Genomic DNA, 18674 nt, shown 5'->3' on the forward strand with positions numbered 1-18674 from the left:
GCAGGTAACTGAATAGTTACTATGTCTCTTAAAGAAGCGCGTCCTTCTTTGAAAGGATTGCCTCTGCCGCAGCACAGGCCGGGCAGTCACAGTATTTCGCTCCGGCTGCTTTGATTTCTTTTCCATGAGCAGCCACGCCTTTTGCAACCTCGGCTCCGAAAACCTGAGCGCCGGTTTCAGACTCTGCGAAAGCAATTAAACCGTCGACCGGCATAATGTCTGCTTCCAGCTCATCGATATATTTCTTTGTCTCTGCGGCCTCATTTTCAGTTCCAACGGCATCCAGCCAGGTTTGAGCTGCTGTTCTTGCCTCACCGCTGCATGACTGTGCATCCATTAATTCGTGTGTCTTCTCAACAACATAGTTTAAAACTTCCTTATCCATAATCGGTGCTCCTTTCTTCTGCTGAAATATACTATATTTTACCACATTAGCCGGGCCTTTGCAATTTCATTCTGTTATGGCCCGGATGACGTCCTCTTTGGAAAGCCATTTATCCCACTGATAGCCCTCTTTGGCTTTGGAAGTGTCGTAGACTGCATTAAGCGCCTGATAATACTCCTCTTTGGACATCACGGCGCCGTTCCACTCATACCGGTAAACCGGTTCCCCGTTCTCATCCAGCTGCAGGTTCGAGTTATCCTCCGCCCCGTAGTAACCGGCGGCAATCTGTGTCAGACGTCCGTCCGCCATGCTGTATACCAGATCATAGTAGCTGTCCATATGTCCGTCGGAATTGCAGAGAAGATTCCCTTTTTCAATGTAAGTAAAACCGAGCCTGTCGAGCTGTGTTTCGCTGACCGCACCGTCCGCAAAGCTTACAATCCCGCAGCCTGCGGCTTCGCTGCCGCCAATCTCCACCAGCTCCGGTACGGCATCGTCGTTAATGTAAATCAGGTTATATCCCTGCCACTGCCCTGTCTCCTGCTGAAGGTGGCTTAAGTAGGCCTGCTGCCAGGCGGCCATTTCCTGCTCTTCCTTCTTTCCCGCCCCTAAAAAGCCGAGAACCGACTTTACGGTCTTCTCTGCGAGGGCCGAATTGGCCGAGTCAGACAGTTCCTTTTCCAGGGTAAAAGAACCGTTCCCGCTTCCGCGGTAGATTCTGGCTTCGGAAAAACGGCTGGAAGCGCCTGACGCAGGGGAATAGCTGCAGATAATAATGATATCACTGTAACCGTCGTTGTTATAATCGGGAAATGAGACGGCTTCCACTTTATTGAAGTTCTCGTTTTCACGACGGTTGTCCTGAACCATGCCGTCCAATATCGCGATTGTCCGTTCACCGTCCATCAGCTTGAACAATGCATCCTCATGCAGGCCGCTGCCGTCCGGCTGATAGGAGGCAAAAGTCACCTTTCCCTGGGGGTTCAGCGTCACTTCGAAGGTCTGGGACTCAATCAGGCTGTAACGGTCCGCTTCGCTGCTTTCGCCGTTCTGCGCAGCCCCGGTTTCCTGCTGTGACACTGATTCAGCCTCTGCGGCTTCCGTACTTACGCCGGCCGTCCCGGATTCCTCCGGCTCCCGGGCTTTATTCTTGCTTCCGCAGGCGGCCAGTGTGCTGCACAGAGCCATACAGAATAATGCTGTCTTCCACTTCTTGGTAATACGTTTCATAATCTTTCCTCTCATCTTATGTTCTTTATTTCAGGTCTGGATATCAGGTCTGATCGTGGTGGATTTCCACCCATTTCTATTATAGCAAACGGGAGAACATAAATATAGCGATGATACTTCGGGAAAGAAAAATTAATAATTATGAAAGAAGTCGTCGGCCGTTTTCCATCTGTTCTGCTTTATGTTCATATTTTACCCTCCGGCTGTTTTTCGTTTATTGGTTTTTCTTTTCTTCTGTCAATTGCAGGAAGGATTTTGTTGTGTTACAATACGAGACGGGGCATGAATATATGAAAAATCACATGTCAAAATTATAAAATTATTGGAGGATTATCATGAAAAAATGGGGGGCGGTCAAAGAGTTTGCGGTGATTACTTTTGCGACCATCATTGTGTCTTCGGCTGTATTTTTCTTTCTGATTCCGAGTCATGTATCGGTCGGCAGTATTTCCGGTCTGGCTATCGTTCTGGGGAACTTTGTGCCTTTAAAGATTTCTGCAATCACCTTTATCCTGAATATCTTTCTGCTGATACTGGGATTTCTGTTCATCGGCAGGGAATTCGGCGCCAAAACGGTGTACACCTCTTTTCTGGTCCCCGTTGTCCTGGCCGTACTGGAAATTATGTTTCCGGATAACCAGTCCATTACCAACGATGCATTTTTAGATATGCTCTGCTATATCTTTACCGTGAGCATCGGTTTGGCCATGCTGTTCAACCGCAATGCGTCATCCGGCGGTCTCGATATAGTGGCAAAATTCCTGAATAAATATATGCATATGGATTTGGGCAAGGCCATGTCGCTTTCCGGCATGTGCGTGGCGCTCTCCTCCGCTCTCGTTTATGATAAAAAGATCGTAGTTTTAAGCATTCTGGGCACCTACTTAAATGGAATCGTGCTGGATCATTTTATATTCGGTTTCAATATTAAAAAGCGGGTCTGCATTATCTCCGAACATGAGGAAGAAATCAGGGAATTCATCCTGCATCACCTCCACAGCGGAGCGACGATTTATGAGGCGATCGGCGCATACGACGGCCGTCCGCGCAGGGAAATCATCACAATCGTGGATAAGAACGAATATGCCATGCTGATGACCTATATACTGAAGACGGATAAAAATGCATTTGTAACGGTCTATGCCGTCAATGAGGTAATCTACCGGCCCAAACGGTAAAAAGACGGTAACGGGGGAGGATAAAACATCCTCCCCTTTTTAATGCCAGCGGTATCCGCAGTCCGGATTCAGGCACTCATATCTTCCGAGCAGCAGGGGATTCCGCTCGTGGGGAACTCCCGCTATCACCGCCGCTATAAGATTTCCGCGCACCATCAGTTCATCCGTTGTCAGCCGTCTGATATCCCGGCAGCCGCACTTCGGACAGCCGGGATACCTGCCGTCGTTGTCACGCTCATAAACCGGGACAAAGGAATTGATCTCAAATTCTTCCCCGGCATCTTCGTAGAAAGCTCCGCAGGCGCTGCATTTTTTCATCTCGGCCTGATTGACCGTCTCAATCATATATTCTTCACATCCGCAATAGGGACACTGTTTCATCAAATTCCCTCCTCTCCCTGATTACAAAATTTCCAGGCCCAGGTTTGTAAGCTCCTGCCCCCGGAAGGCGGCATAGGCTCCGGCCAGGCCGGAAAGCTTCTGCCTGTCTTGAAAATCCCGCCATAAAGAGATTTTCATCTCCAAACCCTTACTTTTCTTTTTCCCCGTAAAGACTCCGATTACTTCTCCGCGGTACACAACGGCTCCGGGATTTGTCACGAGTTTCCATATCCGGCTGTGCAGCGTCTTGTCCGGCTGCAGAATCAGTCTGTCACGCTGATCCAGGTAGGGATCGTGCCCTCCGAGAAGGAGAAGCTCCCTTTGAAGAGGGGCGGGATAAATGAATTCCGCCCTGTCGGAGGAAAGAATAAACGCTTTTTTACCGGATACCGTGACCGTCTCCATCTCATCCGAGACGGTATTCCACATGCGGCGTGCCTGTTTCCCGGAACAGCCGAGCCAGACTGCGAACATGTCGGCCGTGGCCGGTCCGTAGCAGTGCAGAAATTTGCGCACCAGTTTCCCGGCAGCTTCGTTTGAAGCGCCGCTTTCACCAGCGCCGTTTTCCACGGCCGCTTCCGTTTTGCCAAGCCAGTTTCTGCGGGAGGTAAAAGTCGGGCTTGTTCCTTCCCGTTCCCCGAACACGACCAGGCCTTCAAAAGCACAGGGCCGGAGTAAAAAAGATACAACAGCCCCGCCGACGGTCTGTCTGTCCGGATCCCCGTACATGGACGGCCGGTTCCAGATAACGCGTTTTTCACCGGGCAGATAAGGAGCCATCCAACCGGCGAGTGTTTGATCCAAATCACTTTTACTGGTTATAATGTTGCCGTCCAACCGGGAAATCACCCGTTTGAGGAGCAGAAACAGCTCCTCAAAATCCATCTGGAGAAAATCGAGCGCCGCAGAGATCCCCCGGGTATAAATCCACGGCTCATCCTCTTTTGGCGTAAGCGCGGTGAGAAACGCATCCCATTCGGAGGCGGGGAACACAACGGGTGCTCCCCGGAGGCTCCATGCCTGAAGCAGAGTTTTTTTCCTGTATAAAAGTTCTTCCATATCCGCCAGGCTGAAATCAGGAATGCGGTTAAAAAGAGCGGTTTCCCATGCTCCCGGCGGGGAGTTCTGCAGTCCGCATGCTCCTGCAATATCGAATAGATCCGATTTCCCGTATTCCCTGTCCAAATGGTGGGAATGCAGCCGGAACATCCGAATCTGCGTTACATCCGGTTCCTTTATATGATTCATGCGGCAGTTCGTTTTTTCCATAAGTAATACTCTCCCTATTCTGGGTAATGTGTTTTACACTAACATTAACTATACCATATTTTTGCGGGAAACGACAGGGTCCACAGACGGCGGCCAAAAAATATCCGGCCTTCTTCTGTGGACCCTGTCTTAATGGGAAGTCTTTATATTCCCTGTATTCTTTGCATGAATCAGCGTCAATCCAGCAGTGCCCTGTAATACGGCCATCTGGCATCCACGATGCTGACTGTGACGTTGCTCACGCTGCCGCCTGTTTCGTGTATGCAGACCATCTGGCCTCCGGGTGCCCAGGCGAGAAACATCATGACATGGGAATTGGCTCCCAGCCTTACGATGATGTCGCCCGGCTGAAGTTCCGAGCGGCTGATGCCTCTTCCCGCATGGATCAGGCCGCTGGTGCCCAGGTTCGTGGGAACCTTCCCGAGGGAGGACCAGTAAACCCAGTTTACCCAGCCGGAACAGTCTAGTCCTGATATGATGCGGCCCTTTCGGTCCGGGGATGTGATGTTTGCAAAATTATTACCCTCATAGCCAGGGGCATGTGCTTTGCCGCCGTAGTAGTAAGGGATTTTCCCGACGGAGTGCAGGGCATATGTAATCACTGCTTTCCTCTCATGGGAGACATCCGCCGGAAGCAGCTTCAGGTAATCATTGATTTCACTGAAGGTAAGCGGTTTTCCAAGGGCCAGTTCAATCGGGGACAGCTCGTATTCAAGGGACCAGTCCTGGCTGTTCAGCGTATCGACGTAGGCCTTGTTGTAGGGAGACCATCCCGGCCATGTATCGGTTGCCGCTGCGCCTCTCCTATCGATAGTATAGAGGTTTTTACGTTCCGACAAGCCTACGATGCGGGCCGTAACCGTCAAATCCACATGTCCTGGACAGAATTTCCCCTCGCTGTTGAGCTGGATTTCAGGCGCCGCCGTCAGTGCTGCTTCGGAGGCATTTGCACTGCCCTCCTCCGCTGCGGCAGTCCCGCCTGCCGGACCCGACAGTTCCGAAGGTGATGCCTCCGATCCCTGGGATGCCGGCTGTGAGCCATCGGATGGCTGCGCGGAAGCTGCTGCAGTCTGTGCAGGAACCGTCTCCTGCGCTCCCAGGAGCGCCGTCTCTGCCGCAACTGCAGTTTCCTCTGCAGAGGCGTTAGAAGCCCCATTTTGGCCTTCTGACGATACGGAGGAAGGAATTCCCGCCTGCTCTCCCTGCGGAGCCTCTGACGGCGCATCTGAGGCTTCCTGGGAGCCTGCTCCTCCGTTTAAAGCCTCAGCGCTGCCGCCGTCGGCACCGGTCCCTACCTTTGTATCGGCCTCATGCGGATCGACACAGCCGTCACAGTAATAGACTGGTCCGATGGCCACGCTGTATGCATGGGATAACTGCCATAATTCATCGATATAATTCTGGAAGTTATCCACATCGTTCCATCCGGTGTACCAGGTGTACACGCTGGCCATCGACGCTATCTCCTGTGAATTGGAATAGAGCTCGATCCGTCGGCCGTCACCGTCGAAGAAATTAAAATCGACATTTTTCCAGGACGGGATCAGCCATGTCGCGCTATTGGCCGGATCATGTTTTTCGTTGGTCGGGTCATACTTTCCGGTGACGGACGCCTGAGACAGCCGGAGCATCTTTGCCGCCTGTTCAGGAGATGCCTGAAGCCATTTATAAAGGCCGGAGGTCCACTCTGCGTCTTTCCGGTTTAAATATTCATACATACGGCCTCCATAAGAATCGGAAGCCCGTGTGCTAAAGGACAGTCTGAAAAAGTCATAAAATGGTTTCAGGTTATGTTTCAGAAGACGGAACAGCCGCTCGCGTTCCGAGGCCGTCTCATCTTCCGGTGACAGCTCCTGTTCCTCCGGATAGAGAGCCATCAGATTGTATTTAAAAACGGATGGGGAATACTCCTCCTCCCTGCCGGAGTTCATTCCGGAAAAAGCGGCGGCCGATCGGCCTGCAAACCGGTTCATGGCATCCATAATCCTGACCGGCAGCGATTTTTCGTCAAAATCTGTATCAGGATTGCATGCCTCCACATTAAACGGTTCCGTTTCCGGATGAAGCGCCGCGGTATTCTCCGGCGTACCTGCCTGGGTTATGGCCTGAGGCGGCGCCAGGGAAGGGGAGGGCGTATAGGTCCCTGCTATGGAGATAAGCAGGAAACCTGATGCAGTCATGACTAAAATCCTCATGATAAGGGGATGAAACTTTCTCATTGGGGCTGCTCTTTTCTATCGTTTATCGTTTGTTCTGCCATTAGGACGTAATTTCCTATGAATTAAAAAAAGACCAATATACCTGTCTAAAATAAACAGGCATACCGGTCTAATTATATCAGTTACTTATAATTCTTTGTTTTAAGAAATTCTTGTTTCTTTTTGGCGAATTCCTTAATAATGTCTACTGCCCCGTCATAGCCTACAATGCTGCTGTTGAGGCACATATCGTAGCTCTTGCAGCTTCCCCAGCGTTTGCTGGAATAATAGTTATAATAGCTGGCTCTCCGCTTGTCTGTTTTGATCATGATATCTTTTGCTTTTGCTTCATCCACATTGTGGCGTTCCATCAGGTGGTGAATCTTATCATCCTCATTGCCGCAGATGAAAACGCTGACCATGTTCGGATATTCGGCAAGGGCATAATCGGCACAGCGGCCTACGATCACGCAGGACTCCTCTTCGGCCAGTTTCTTTATCGTGTCGAACTGTGCCAGGAAAATCTTGTGGTTAATCGGCATATCCATATAAGCCGAGGTGTTGTATCCCAGAGAATATGTATCCATTACGAGCGAATAAAGAAAGCTGCTCGTCGGTTTTTCATCATGAGTCTTAAACAGTTCTTCACATAAACCGCTGTTCTTTGCGGCGAGAGTTAAAAGCTCCTTGTCATAACATTTTACACCGAGATCTGCTGCCAGTTTCTGTCCTATCAGCCGTCCGGCGCTGCCGCATTCACGACCGATTGTAATCACTAAATTACCCATCATCGACCTCACTCCTTTCAATTTGTAAAACTATTCTGCTTCTTAACTCTATTATAGCGCAAAAATTCTGAAAAGTCATTATTAATTTTGTGAATTTTGTATAGATTATAAAGTCACGTTATGGTTCGTTCAAAATTTGTATGCCGGCCGGAATTCTCAGGTCAGACGCCTGAGCTTTGTAAGGAGTTCCTCGAAATAATCGGGCAGAGGAGCCGAAAATTCCATATATTCGCCCGTGCGCGGATGAATAAATCCCAAGACGCCCGCATGCAGTGTCTGGCCGTTCAGACGGAAAGGCTGTTTGGCGGGCCCATACACCTGATCTCCCAGCAGCGGATGGCCGATACTCGCCATATGAACCCTGATTTGGTGGGTGCGGCCTGTTTCCAGCCTGCACTCCACATAGGTATAACCGCGAAAACGTTCCAGAACGCGGTAGTGGGTGACCGCGTCCTTCCCGTTTTTACTGATGACGCTCATCTTCTTCCGGTCGGTCGGATGGCGGCCGATGGGAGCTTTTACCGTGCCCTCGTCATCCGGCAGATTGCCGAATACGACGGCATAATATTTCCTTGTGATAGAGTGTACCTTTAGCTGTTCCGCTATGGAATTGTGTGCCAGATCGTTTTTACAGGCGATGATTACGCCGGTTGTATCCATATCAATCCGGTGGACGATACCGGGGCGCATGACTCCGTTAATTCCGGAAAGCTGATCCCGGCAGTGGTGCATAAGGCCGTTGACTAGTGTTCCCTCATAATGTCCGGCGGCCGGATGGACCACCATACCCTTCGGCTTGTTAATCAGAATAACGTCCTGATCTTCGTACAGAATGTCAAGGGGCATCTCCTGCGCCGTGATCTCCGCTTCCACCGCCTCAGGTACCTCAAACGAAACCGTTTCACCGGCAGACACTTTATAGCTGCTTTTCACTGTCTTTCCGTTCACATCCACCAGCTCCGATTTGAGGAGCTTCTGGAGAAAGGAACGCGACTGCAGGGGGCAGCTTTCGGACAGAAATTTGTCGATGCGTACGCCGGAAAACTCTTCCGGAACAATATATTCCTGTATCAAGCTCTTCTCTCCTTTTTCAGTTATTCCAGTTGTTTTAAGGTTCTGCCTTATTTATTCTTCTTCCCGAAAGAAAGAAATTCCAGCTCATCGTCGGAGTAGACAAAAAAGAAAAGAAGGATTAAAAGGCATGTCGAAATCACAACGTAGCAGTCCGCCACATTAAAAATCGGAAAATCGATCAGTTTAAAGTACAGAAAGTCCACCACATATCCGTTTGTGACGCGGTCGATCATGTTGCCGACTGCACCGGACAGGAGCAGGAATAAACAGCTTGTGAAAGGCAGATATTTTTTCTCAGCCGGCATCCGGAACAGGAGCACAATGACTACTGCAATGACAACGGCGGCAATCAGGAAGAAAAATCCCTGTTTCCCCTGCATCATGCCAAAGGCGGCGCCCCGGTTTTCGGAATAATAGAGTTCAAAAACACCGTCCCAGATGACAAAGGGGGGCCTTCCCTTAAGCTTCAGGACCGCCATATATTTTGCCCACTGATCAAAACCGATGCTGACAATCAGGCCGGCAAAGAAAAACAGGATCTGCCGCATTTTCTTATTCATGGCTCTCCTCCTGTGTCAGGATAAAGGCAAGCGCCTGCTCCATCTCACCATCGGTCACGGTCCGATCCACATAAGCGCAGCCCACACTTTCCAGCAGGATGAACTTAATGACGCCGGATTCCATCTTTTTATCATTTTTAGACGCTTCGATGACGGCAAGAGGCGTGAGGCCGGAGACGCGGTCCGGGATCCGGAATGTCTTAAGCGCCTCCCTGAAGCGGTTAATATCCTCTTTTGCAATCATTCCCCGGATTTCCGATAAATGCATAGCCGCAAGGGAACCGAGAGCCACGCACTCGCCGTGGAGAAGTTCAAAATTTTTAAGTTTTTCAACGGCATGTCCCAGGGTGTGGCCAAAATTCAGAAGCATCCGGTCCCCTTTTTCCGTGGGATCAGTCTCCACCACTTCCCTTTTAATCAGGTTGCTCCCCACGACCGTCTCTCTCAGGGCGGAGAGATCTTTTGTCTGGATTTCCCCGGCATGGTCAAGAAGCCAGTCGTAATAAGCCCGATCCCTGATGAGGCCGTGTTTAATCACCTCGCCCATACCTGCGGCAAACTGGCTGTCCGGCAGGCTGAGCAGTGTACTTATATTGGTATACACCAGCCGGGGCATATGGAATGCGCCGACCATGTTCTTATATGCGTCGAAGTCCACGCCGGTTTTACCTCCGATACTGCTGTCCACCTGGGAAAGCAGGGTCGTCGGGATCTGTATAAAAGAGATGCCTCGCAGATAGGTGGCCGCCGCAAAGCCGCAGAGATCGCCTACAACGCCTCCTCCGAGCGCCACCAGCATATCACTCCTGTCGAAGCGCTCTTTAATCAGTTTTTCATACAGTTTCTGCACGGTGGACAGATTCTTATGGGCCTCTCCGGCAGGAAAAACATAGGAAGTCACGAGACGGCAGCAGGGCATCAGAAGCTCCCTTACTTCCTCCAGATAAAGCTCCGACACTGTAGAGTCGGTGACAATGCAGAGTTTTCTGGAAGCCACGTCAAGTTTCATAACCTCCCCGGGGAGGCCGGTAAAATCTTCCGTTATCACGATATCATAGACCGGTTTATCATTCAGATGCACAGTCAGGCGATCGGTATTTTTCTCTTGTATCGTTTTATCACTCATAAAAAATTACTCCTTATCTGTATTTTTCTGCGCTTACAAACAGGCGCCCTTTTTTCGTTTCATTTAAAGCTCCTGTATAGAGGAACTTCCCAAGGCCGCGCACCGACACGATTTCCCCGCCCTTTAACTGCTGTCCGGGTGAAATACACAGGCGGCCGTCGATAAAGACTTTTTCGCCCTCGATATACGGCAGAGCCTTGGAACGCGATGTCTTGAACACAAGGGCCACTACGCTGTCCAGCCGCGGTGAGGCCACGCTCCCGCTTACGGTCTCAAAGTTTGGCGCCACCTCTTCCGCCTGGGTCACGGGGCAACAGACAACGGGCGTATGACGGACCATCTTAAGCTCATCGGCCAGAAAACCGGCCATCTTCTCCATACAGAAAATAAAACAGCCGTTTTCATTCATCAGAATATCGCCAATGCAGTTTCTCTCGATGCCAAGGTTCATAATGGCGCCAAGATAATCCCTGTGGGTCAGGTCCTGGGAAAAGCGGGGGCTGGCCGGAACGGCTTTCAGTATACTGATAGGTAAATCGGCTGTTTCATCCTCGTAAGACGGCAGAAAACAAACAATTTTCCGTTCGGCAGTCTCATAGCCTCCGTTCATCAGCCAGGTGACAGGGGGAAGCGTACGTTTCATGGAATGGAAAATTGTCTGTTCATTTAACGTCAGAAAATCGGTATATGACCGTATATCGCGCTGATAGCAGTGTTCTGCCAGCTCCGATATACGTTTTTTCAGTAATTGTTCTTCTTTATCCAGCATAATAGTAGTTAAAAGTGAAGGTTCATTCCGGAGATATTCAGCGAACCGTCGGCTAACAGTTCTGGAAAGTCACCGGATAATTCTACAGTTTCTGGTGTGGCAATAAATATGTAATTGGAAATCTTCTGCAGGTTTCCGTTCATTGAATAGGTGGCTCCCGACGTGAAATCAATAATTCTCTGGGCCACTTCCATATGGATTCCCTCCATATTCAGCACGACTGCCTTGCCTGCCAGCAGATAATCGCAAATCTCCCTGGAATCTTCCATGGAGGTAGGTTTAATTAAGGACACTTCCATCCCCCTCCTCATAGGGACTACTTTGCTAGAGGAACGCGAAAGAAAACGGGGTTTCGGCTCCGGATCCTCATCGTAATCATAGTCATCATCTTCTTTTTTATTAAATAACCGCTTTTTGGCAGGTTTTTCATCTTCATAGTCATCATCGATGAAATAATCTTCATCGTCTTCTTCTGTTAAACGCATTGTATCCATTAGTTTGTTCAGAATACTCATACTAAATTCTCTCCTATCTTTGTCCTGGCACCAAAGATCCCAGTACCGACTCTAATCATGGTTGCGCCCTCTTCCACTGCTGTCATGTAATCTCCGGTCATTCCCATCGAGAGCACAGCCATACTAACATTATCGACGTTTTTGCTTTTTATGTCAACATTTAATTGATATAATTTTTGAAAAATATCGCGATTTTCTTCAGAATTTTCAACAAATGGTGCAATTGTCATCAGTCCCTTGATATGGACATGGGAAAACTTGGAAATAATGAGAATTGCATCCATCACTTCCTCCACTTTAAAGCCATATTTGCTTTCTTCTTCCGCGACATTGACCTCCAGAAGGATATCGACGTCGATGTTTTTTTTTGCCGCTTCCTTTTCTATGTATTCAGCCAGATCGACAGAGTCTACGGAATGGATCAAAAAGACCTTGTCGATAATCTGGCGGACTTTGTTCTTCTGCAGATGGCCGATCATATGCCAGCGGATGTCATCCGGCAGTACAGGAGCCTTTTGGAGAATCTCCTGCACCTTGTTTTCACCGAAGTCGCGGGCTCCGGCGTCGTAGGCCTCCCGGAGCATCTCCACCGGCTTTGTCTTGCTGACCGCAATCAGGGTCACATCCCCGGAATCTCTGCCGGATACACGACAGGCAGAGCTGATATTTTCTCTTACTTCATTTAAATTTTCTTTTATCATAATGACATACCTTTCCGGAACCATGCTCCGCGTCCGCTCCTGATAAAGCCGCTGATATGACGTCCTGCAGCCGTCCCTCCGCTACTGGTAAATAATCTGACCTTCCGATACCGTGGATGCATTCAGCACAATATGATCATAGACGGAGAGACCGTATTTTGTCCCTTTTTCAATAATATAGTATTCGCCGTTATTAACCAGTTCCGTGACCAGTTTAAAGACAGCGTATCCTTTGTTGATGTTATATACGCCTTCCAGGGAAGCCACAGGGCCTAACTGGTAGCGCTCGCTGGAGTCCGGCTTGACAATGTAGTCACCGGCCGTGAAAGGACTGGCGTCCCCTTTATCCACATAGTAATATTCTTCCGTGGAATTATAGATTGCGGCAGGGGTAAATACAATGGAAGGTTCCCCTGACTCGGAATACACTTCTTTTAAAAATCCCGATTCCGACATCGTGGCGTCTCCGCCCTGGGTCAGGTAGTCCACCGGCACCGTAAAGAATTCTTTTGTTGTGACCGCGGATACGGGAATCTTAAGTCCCGTCGCTTCATCCGAGACGATCTCAAAGTCCATGAAACGATCAGAAGCAAACTGGATCATGAATTTGTCAAAATCCAGCTTTCCATATGGCTTTCCATCGCTTCCCGTTATCTGGCTGTAGGAACCGCGGAGTGTTAAATCAGTTCCGGACGGTTTAATCTGAAGCGTCTTCCGCTCCGCATACGCGGCCTGGTCCTCCTCGGTCAGAGGAAACACAACAGACCAGTTTTCCGACGTGATCAGCTTGTATACTGCCGTCCCGTTTTCGATCAAATCTCCCGCTTTCCCTGTACCCCTTTTATAGAGGGAACGGTCAAAGGAAGTCTCTGAGATATCGGCAGGAGTCATATTTTCATAGGAATCAATAGCATAAGAGACAATTCCCGGCTGGTCTGCATAGACCTGCTGATAATTGATCCCTTTCTCCTTCAAAAGCTCGTCCATGCCGTCGAGGGCGTTAAAATTCATATACTCCGCCACCGAAGCCTGAAGCGAATATTTCTCATCGTAGACGGCGCCGAAGCGCATGTCGCTGTATGAGAGGCAAAAAGAACTGAGCTGTTTCTTTAGCTCAGAAAGATTCTCATCGGACAGAGGGGCCGCGTTTGCCTGGTTCTCTTCCAGAAATTTGCCGAGCTGGCCCGTCTCGTCCAGGGAATAGACGCGGGCGCCTGCGGCAGCCCTCTTGCCTTCCCTTATGTAATAGTTGACAAAGCCTGTCCTGTCGGCCTGTCTCACTGTCTCTTCCCTCAGAATAATGCCGGTATGGCTCTTATCATTTACAATGCTGCCTTCCACCACTTCGTAGAACTGTATTTTGTCCCGGCGGATATACGTGTAAACACTGAAAGAAAGATAAACGAATATCATGGCAAAAATAATCATGCCGACGTTTATGTTCAGTGGTTTTTTATAGCGAATTACTTTTTTGTTTTTAGCCATGACGAAATCCCGTTCTCCTTTCCTTAGTATTATAAGAGCAATTGTCAAAAAATTCAAGCAAAAGAAAGAGCGCTGCGGCCGCAGCACTCTTTCTTTCGTAGGTTATGTACCATTTATAAGGAAACAACTACATTTGGTCTTGCGCATTCAGGTAACATATCTGCATCCATGGAAATACTGAGAACAAATGTAACGTTATATTTTTCACTGATAGATTCCAGTTCTTTATAGGTCGTTTCAATGTTTTCACCTTCCAGGCAGGCCAGTTTGAGGAAACTGTCTAAGTACATCTGCTCCAGGTCGTGATCCTGACAGATGATTCCACAAAGAAAACCTACAAAAGCTTCGCTGGAGTGAATCGGATATTCGTTAACATTAATAAGACGAACCTTGTTATTCAACTCATACATGTGTTTGGCACTTTTGTCAAGATAAACGATCGAACCCTTGGATTCCTTTACTGCTGTATTCGCCATGTCCAGTAAATACTTAGTCTTTCCTTTTCCCTTATTTCCCGCAATAATCTGAACCATAACAATCTCCTCCTTGGATTTTTATTTAAGTTGTATAAAAAGTCATTTAATCTATAAATAATTATAGTATAAATTCATAAAAAGCGCAATCACTAATTGACAATTTTAGAAATTATATTTGTCATATTATCATAGAGTGAAGGACGGCTGTCTGATTTAAGAACTACGGAAATATATTCTTTATCCTGGCTGTCGCCGGAAGCCATAACGAGGCAGTATCCGGCTGCCTGGGTGGTGCCGGTTTTCCCTCCGAGTACCGTAACCCCGGCCGGTGTTTCGCGTTCGCCTTTCTGATACCAGTTGCCTACGGTCCAGGTCTTTGAGACAGCCTCGCCTGTGCCGTTCTGGTAATTGGCCGTATAGGAATCGGTGGCTATAATCTGTCTGAAAAGCGGATTTTTCATCGCTTCATTGAACATCAGATAGAGATCGTATGCCGTTGTGTAATGATTCTCATCCGTAAGACCGCTTGGATTCATAAAATGAGTCCCGGTGGCTCCCAGTTCCCTGGCCCGGGCGTTCATTCTTTCTGCAAATGCATCAATACTGCCATACATGTGTACGGCTATAGCGTTGGCGGCATCGTTCCCCGACGGCATCATCAGGCCGTAGAGAAGATCCTCCATTGTAATGACGTCTCCCGGTTTGATTCCACAAAGAGAAGCGCCGGCCTCGGTAATAACCGCATCCTCTGTTACAGTCACCTGATCCGTGAGCGTCCCCTCTTCTATTGCGAGGATGGCTGTCATGATTTTGGTGGTGCTGGCCGGGTAAAGTTTTTCAAATACATTCTTGCTATAGATAACGGAATTGTCACTTGTATTAAAGAGGGCTCCCGCCTCCGCCGTCATAGACGCGTCACCGTCCTGTACATCGCCTGTGACCACACAGAGGTTCTCTGCAAACAGTGGTGCCAGTTCGCTTCCGCCATGGGTGGACATGGACTGCGAACGCTCTTCAAATACATATGCTTCTTCCAGCCCGCTCTTTTTCCCGCAGCCAGAAACGGTAAAAGCCGACGCTGCAAGTATAAGAGAAAACTGTATAATTATACGTTTCAACATCGCACCCCTATTTATACATCTCACGCCATTCCATATCACCGCGGTCCAGAGATTTGATAAGAAGCTCTGCTGTGGCGAGATTGGTGGCCAGAGGAATATTGTGCATGTCACAGAGACGGATTACGATATTAGCATCCGGTTCATGTGATTTCGGAGCCAGAGGCTCTCTTAAAAAGATGACCAGATCAATCTCATTGTGTTCTATCTGTGCTCCGAGTTGTGAATCTCCTCCGAGATGGCCGGGAAGATACTTGTGGATATTCAGATTGGTAACCTCCTCAATCAGTCTGCCCGTTGTGCCTGTTGCAGAGAGGGAATGTTTGGATAGAATCCCCTTATAAGCGATGCAGAAGTTCTGCATCAGTTTTTTCTTTGAATCATGTGCAATTAATCCTATATTCATCGACAACCTGCCTCCTTAATGATGTTATTGCTCATATCCCTGCCGAAAAACGGCAGTGCTGAACAGTAACATTTAATGATTGCTGCTTTTTCTTTGAAGTCCGATATTTAAGACAATACCCATACCGATAAACATGCTGAGAAGCGAACTGATACCGGAGCTGATAAACGGCAGCGGCAAGCCCGTATTCGGGAAAATTCCCGTAGCAACGGCTATATTAGCAAAGCTCTGAAAAGCAAGCAGAGCCGCCATACCGGTACAGATAAGTTTTCCTGCCGTATCTTTTGCGCGGCTGGCTATGAAAATGCATTCATAGACCAGCAGAGCATAGATCAAAATTACGATAACGCAGCGGATAAAACCTAATTCCTCCCCGATTACCGCAAAAATGAAGTCTGTCTGTTCCTCAGAGAGGAAATTTCCATTTTTAACGGAGCTTAAGGTGTTGTTAAACAACCCTTTTCCGTTAAGCTGCCCTGAACCTATGGCCATGATTGAGTTGTCCTGCTGACGGTTCAAGTCGGCATACTGGCTGTCACTGTGAAATATCTTTGCCAGAATTCGCTGTGCCTGATATTTTTTCAGGAACGGCACCATATCAAACAGCGCCAGGTAGAGAGAAAGCGCCGTAAGCGGTATTCCGGCCGCCATAACTCCCAAAATCCATTTATAACTGAGTCCTGCGGCGTATACAATACAGACCATCGTAAATGCAATGACAATTGTGGTGGACAGGTTCGGCTGCATATAGACCAGGCCCAGAGGAACGGCGCACAGTAAGGCCGCTGTTCCAAGCACGGACGGCTTATTGATCCTTTCCTGGTTTTTCGCTAAAAACCAGGAAAGGATTACAATCAGGCCTATTTTAACAAATTCAGAAGGCTGAATCTGTATACTTCCGATTTTCAGCCATCTGGTTGCTCCTTTTGTATTTTTCCCGAGTAAGTGTACCGCAACCAGCAGTCCGACACAGCCCAGATAAATCAGCGAGCTGAATTTGAAATACTTATGGTAGTCAATCAGGGAGACGATCACGCACACAATCAGCGCAACCACCACTCCGACGATCTGCTTCATAACGGTTCCCCGGTCCATTCCGCTCGCGCTGCCCACAACCAGCACACCGAGTGTACTGAGAGCCAGCATATATAAAATTATGCGGAAGTTGTAATTTTTAAAATTGTAATCGAATATCATGCTGTAAATGGCCCCTTATTCTGTAAGTCGCGAATCGGTATGCTGGCATACAGCGCAGGTACTTTTCCCTTGTATTCATCAGACGCACTTCTGATGACGCATACGGTGAGATCGTTTGTATCCACTTCCATATACCTGGAGACAGCGTGTATAAAGTCATTCCTTATCATCTCCAGCAGTTCCGGCGAGCAGCCTGCCCGATCAGAAACCAGCAACAGTTTTAGGCGCTGCCTTGCGATTTCGCCTGAATTCTTCCGGCCAAACAGCTCCACTAAATGCATCATACAGTCCCTCCCTTATGCCCGCTTCAGCAGACAGGTTATTCTGGACCATATATTCCGGCTGTTTTCCAGATTCATAAACGGCACCGATTCACCAAGTATTCTTTTGCATATGTTCAGATAAGCCTGTCCGGCATATCCGTTCATTCCCACAAGGGGCTCGCCCTGGTTGGTGGAAACGACGATGTCCTCATCATCCGGTACTGTGCCGATGACAGGGATGGAAAGGATATCCATCACATCATCCACAGACATCATGTCACCGCGGTGCACCATATCCATCCGTATCCTGTTGATGATCAGTTCAATACGTTTGGTGGCGTCTGCTTCAAGAAGACCGATAATGCGGTCTGCATCGCGGATGGCGGAAACCTCCGGGGTTGTGACGACAAGTGCTCTGTCTGCTCCGGCGACGGCGTTCTTAAAACCTTGTTCAATGCCTGCCGGGCAATCTAATAGTATGTAGTCAAAATCTTCTCTCAGGTACTCTACTAACTTTACCATCTGCGACGGGTTGACGGATGACTTGTCCCTCGTCTGCGCGGACGGCAGTAAAAACAGGTTAGGATATCTTTTGTCTCTAATAAGCGCCTGCTTCATGCGACAATTGCCTTCCACTACGTCTACCAGATTATAAACAATCCGGTTCTCCAGTCCCATGACCACGTCCAGATTTCTGAGTCCGATATCTGTATCGATTAATACGACTCTCTTTCCGAGCATGGCAAGGCCGGTTCCGACATTCGCGGAAGTCGTTGTCTTGCCGACGCCTCCTTTTCCGGAAGTAACAACAATGACTTCACTCATTTGAACATCCTCCTGTATTCAGTTTACCCTTTTATTCTACTCTAAAATCAGAAATAATTCCACTATTAAATAAAATTTAAATAATTTAAAAAACTCTTCTTAATTGGCCGGACCACCAGGCCGTCCTCTTCTGCGGAAACAACCATAGGGCCTCTGCCCAGACGTTTTCCTTTCTCCTCCGCTCTGGTGCTGAAATCACCGATGCGAAGCTGCACGGGCGCCAGGTCGAAGGCGACAATCACGGCGCCGCCGCCTGCGGCCCCTGCGTGGACGGTGCCGTTCACCGCGCCGAGCACAATCACGTTGCCCTTTGCAATGACGCGGGCGCCCTGTCCGACATCGCCGATAATCACAATGCTGGCCTCCGACTCCAGGACATCGCCCCTGTGAAGGCTGCCCTTATAAAATTGTCCTGTCTGGGATGAAAGTTCCATCAGACGCTCTGTCAGGGCCTTTTCACATCTGGCAATGCGGTTGGCATCGGTGTCCAGAATACAGAGAATATCAATCTGTGAATTGGCCGTGATAGCGTCCACAATCTGAAATTCCTCAGCAGGTGTAAGTGTGCGTCCTTCCAGAGTCAGCGTCATCTGTATCGAACCCCAGAATCTGGAACTCTCCCTGAACTTTTTTCCTATGTCTTCAATCAGTTGTTCAAAGGGGACGTCAGGATTCAGTATTACAGTCATACCGGCCTTGCTTCCTTTGATCACTACTGAGCTTTGCATGA

21 protein-coding genes are annotated in these 18674 nt (G+C 48.7%); 1 reads left to right on the plus strand and 20 read right to left on the minus strand.

Features of this window, described 5'->3' with window-relative positions:
- Positions 1 to 28 precede the first annotated feature (28 nt).
- Entirely contained in the window at positions 29 to 385 is a 357-nt protein-coding gene (locus tag EJL91_RS02360) for a molecular chaperone Hsp90 (RefSeq protein ID WP_125140354.1), read from the minus strand.
- Positions 386 to 451: 66 nt separating this feature from the next.
- Entirely contained in the window at positions 452 to 1615 is a 1164-nt protein-coding gene (locus EJL91_RS02365; protein ID WP_125140355.1) for a hypothetical protein, read from the minus strand.
- A gap of 335 nt (positions 1616 to 1950) precedes the next feature.
- Between EJL91_RS02365 and EJL91_RS02370 the strand changes: the two genes are divergently transcribed.
- Entirely contained in the window at positions 1951 to 2793 is an 843-nt protein-coding gene (locus EJL91_RS02370) for a YitT family protein (protein ID WP_125140356.1), read from the plus strand.
- A 39-nt stretch (positions 2794 to 2832) separates the two neighbouring features.
- Here the strand turns inward: EJL91_RS02370 and EJL91_RS02375 are convergent, their stop codons facing one another.
- The 18 genes from EJL91_RS02375 to EJL91_RS02460 form a co-directional block, all read right to left on the minus strand.
- A complete protein-coding gene (locus tag EJL91_RS02375; RefSeq protein ID WP_125140357.1) occupies positions 2833 to 3174 on the minus strand; it encodes a hypothetical protein in 342 nt (113 codons plus the stop codon).
- A gap of 21 nt (positions 3175 to 3195) precedes the next feature.
- The gene (locus EJL91_RS02380) at positions 3196 to 4443 is read right to left on the minus strand and encodes a winged helix DNA-binding domain-containing protein (RefSeq protein WP_243125210.1); all 1248 of its coding nucleotides are present in this window, start codon (positions 4441 to 4443) and stop codon (positions 3196 to 3198) included.
- Positions 4444 to 4619: 176 nt separating this feature from the next.
- Entirely contained in the window at positions 4620 to 6662 is a 2043-nt protein-coding gene (locus EJL91_RS02385) for a C40 family peptidase (RefSeq protein ID WP_125140358.1), read from the minus strand.
- A gap of 122 nt (positions 6663 to 6784) precedes the next feature.
- A complete protein-coding gene (locus EJL91_RS02390) occupies positions 6785 to 7432 on the minus strand; it encodes a cytidylate kinase-like family protein (protein ID WP_125140359.1) in 648 nt (215 codons plus the stop codon).
- Between the two features lie 153 nt (positions 7433 to 7585).
- On the minus strand, positions 7586 to 8500 hold the full coding sequence (locus EJL91_RS02395) for an RluA family pseudouridine synthase (protein WP_479723352.1): 915 nt from the start codon (positions 8498 to 8500) through the stop codon (positions 7586 to 7588).
- A 50-nt stretch (positions 8501 to 8550) separates the two neighbouring features.
- Positions 8551 to 9063 (minus strand): signal peptidase II, encoded by a 513-nt coding sequence (gene lspA / locus EJL91_RS02400; protein WP_125140361.1) that lies wholly within the window; start codon positions 9061 to 9063, stop codon positions 8551 to 8553.
- Entirely contained in the window at positions 9056 to 10189 is a 1134-nt protein-coding gene (gene aroB / locus EJL91_RS02405; RefSeq protein ID WP_125140362.1) for a 3-dehydroquinate synthase, read from the minus strand. The genes lspA and aroB overlap by 8 nt, the downstream gene beginning before the upstream one ends.
- 13 nt (positions 10190 to 10202) lie before the next feature.
- The gene (locus EJL91_RS02410; RefSeq protein WP_125140363.1) at positions 10203 to 10958 is read right to left on the minus strand and encodes a YlmH family RNA-binding protein; all 756 of its coding nucleotides are present in this window, start codon (positions 10956 to 10958) and stop codon (positions 10203 to 10205) included.
- Positions 10959 to 10966: 8 nt separating this feature from the next.
- Positions 10967 to 11473: a cell division protein SepF gene (locus EJL91_RS02415; RefSeq protein WP_125140364.1), complete on the minus strand. Its 507-nt coding sequence runs from the start codon at positions 11471 to 11473 to the stop codon at positions 10967 to 10969.
- Positions 11470 to 12174 carry a YggS family pyridoxal phosphate-dependent enzyme gene (locus tag EJL91_RS02420; RefSeq protein WP_125140365.1) on the minus strand — a complete coding sequence of 235 codons (705 nt, stop codon included), beginning with the start codon at positions 12172 to 12174 and terminating at the stop codon, positions 11470 to 11472. Before EJL91_RS02420 ends, EJL91_RS02415 begins: the two co-directional genes overlap by 4 nt.
- Before the next feature lie 81 nt (positions 12175 to 12255).
- Positions 12256 to 13659, minus strand: a complete 1404-nt coding sequence (locus EJL91_RS02425; protein WP_125140366.1) for a biotin/lipoyl attachment domain-containing protein — start codon at positions 13657 to 13659, stop codon at positions 12256 to 12258.
- Positions 13660 to 13772: 113 nt separating this feature from the next.
- Positions 13773 to 14192 (minus strand): twitching motility protein PilT, encoded by a 420-nt coding sequence (locus EJL91_RS02430; protein WP_125140367.1) that lies wholly within the window; start codon positions 14190 to 14192, stop codon positions 13773 to 13775.
- 92 nt (positions 14193 to 14284) lie between these two features.
- On the minus strand, positions 14285 to 15253 hold the full coding sequence (locus EJL91_RS02435; RefSeq protein ID WP_125140368.1) for a serine hydrolase: 969 nt from the start codon (positions 15251 to 15253) through the stop codon (positions 14285 to 14287).
- A gap of 10 nt (positions 15254 to 15263) precedes the next feature.
- The gene (mgsA, locus tag EJL91_RS02440; RefSeq protein ID WP_125140369.1) at positions 15264 to 15659 is read right to left on the minus strand and encodes a methylglyoxal synthase; all 396 of its coding nucleotides are present in this window, start codon (positions 15657 to 15659) and stop codon (positions 15264 to 15266) included.
- A gap of 72 nt (positions 15660 to 15731) precedes the next feature.
- On the minus strand, positions 15732 to 16856 hold the full coding sequence (locus EJL91_RS02445) for an FtsW/RodA/SpoVE family cell cycle protein (protein ID WP_125140370.1): 1125 nt from the start codon (positions 16854 to 16856) through the stop codon (positions 15732 to 15734).
- Entirely contained in the window at positions 16853 to 17140 is a 288-nt protein-coding gene (gene minE, locus EJL91_RS02450; RefSeq protein WP_125140371.1) for a cell division topological specificity factor MinE, read from the minus strand. Before minE ends, EJL91_RS02445 begins: the two co-directional genes overlap by 4 nt.
- 12 nt (positions 17141 to 17152) lie before the next feature.
- Positions 17153 to 17944: a septum site-determining protein MinD gene (minD, locus tag EJL91_RS02455; protein WP_125140372.1), complete on the minus strand. Its 792-nt coding sequence runs from the start codon at positions 17942 to 17944 to the stop codon at positions 17153 to 17155.
- 65 nt (positions 17945 to 18009) lie between these two features.
- A complete protein-coding gene (locus EJL91_RS02460) occupies positions 18010 to 18672 on the minus strand; it encodes a septum site-determining protein MinC (RefSeq protein ID WP_125140373.1) in 663 nt (220 codons plus the stop codon).
- Positions 18673 to 18674: the final 2 nt, after the last annotated feature.

This window comes from Clostridium transplantifaecale, from assembly GCF_900626075.1.
Classification (GTDB): Bacteria; Bacillota; Clostridia; order Lachnospirales; family Lachnospiraceae; genus Otoolea; species Otoolea transplantifaecalis.

Bases quoted from the DNA above. Each gene is read 5' to 3' on its own strand.
- EJL91_RS02410 (WP_125140363.1), bottom strand. From the start codon at position 10,958: ATGCTGGATAAAGAAGAACAATTACTGAAAAAACGTATATCGGAGCTG.
- EJL91_RS02360 (WP_125140354.1), bottom strand. From the start codon at position 385: ATGGATAAGGAAGTTTTAAACTATGTTGTTGAGAAGACACACGAATTA.
- minD (WP_125140372.1), bottom strand. From the start codon at position 17,944: ATGAGTGAAGTCATTGTTGTTACTTCCGGAAAAGGAGGCGTCGGCAAG.
- EJL91_RS02430 (WP_125140367.1), bottom strand. From the start codon at position 14,192: ATGGTTCAGATTATTGCGGGAAATAAGGGAAAAGGAAAGACTAAGTAT.
- EJL91_RS02380 (WP_243125210.1), bottom strand. From the start codon at position 4,443: ATGGAAAAAACGAACTGCCGCATGAATCATATAAAGGAACCGGATGTA.
- EJL91_RS02425 (WP_125140366.1), bottom strand. From the start codon at position 13,659: ATGGCTAAAAACAAAAAAGTAATTCGCTATAAAAAACCACTGAACATA.
- minE (WP_125140371.1), bottom strand. From the start codon at position 17,140: ATGATGCATTTAGTGGAGCTGTTTGGCCGGAAGAATTCAGGCGAAATC.
- lspA (WP_125140361.1), bottom strand. From the start codon at position 9,063: ATGAATAAGAAAATGCGGCAGATCCTGTTTTTCTTTGCCGGCCTGATT.
- EJL91_RS02390 (WP_125140359.1), bottom strand. From the start codon at position 7,432: ATGATGGGTAATTTAGTGATTACAATCGGTCGTGAATGCGGCAGCGCC.
- EJL91_RS02370 (WP_125140356.1), top strand. From the start codon at position 1,951: ATGAAAAAATGGGGGGCGGTCAAAGAGTTTGCGGTGATTACTTTTGCG.
- EJL91_RS02365 (WP_125140355.1), bottom strand. From the start codon at position 1,615: ATGAAACGTATTACCAAGAAGTGGAAGACAGCATTATTCTGTATGGCT.
- EJL91_RS02375 (WP_125140357.1), bottom strand. From the start codon at position 3,174: ATGAAACAGTGTCCCTATTGCGGATGTGAAGAATATATGATTGAGACG.
- EJL91_RS02445 (WP_125140370.1), bottom strand. From the start codon at position 16,856: ATGATATTCGATTACAATTTTAAAAATTACAACTTCCGCATAATTTTA.
- EJL91_RS02385 (WP_125140358.1), bottom strand. From the start codon at position 6,662: ATGAGAAAGTTTCATCCCCTTATCATGAGGATTTTAGTCATGACTGCA.
- EJL91_RS02420 (WP_125140365.1), bottom strand. From the start codon at position 12,174: ATGATAAAAGAAAATTTAAATGAAGTAAGAGAAAATATCAGCTCTGCC.
- aroB (WP_125140362.1), bottom strand. From the start codon at position 10,189: ATGAGTGATAAAACGATACAAGAGAAAAATACCGATCGCCTGACTGTG.
- mgsA (WP_125140369.1), bottom strand. From the start codon at position 15,659: ATGAATATAGGATTAATTGCACATGATTCAAAGAAAAAACTGATGCAG.
- EJL91_RS02415 (WP_125140364.1), bottom strand. From the start codon at position 11,473: ATGAGTATTCTGAACAAACTAATGGATACAATGCGTTTAACAGAAGAA.
- EJL91_RS02460 (WP_125140373.1), bottom strand. From the start codon at position 18,672: ATGCAAAGCTCAGTAGTGATCAAAGGAAGCAAGGCCGGTATGACTGTA.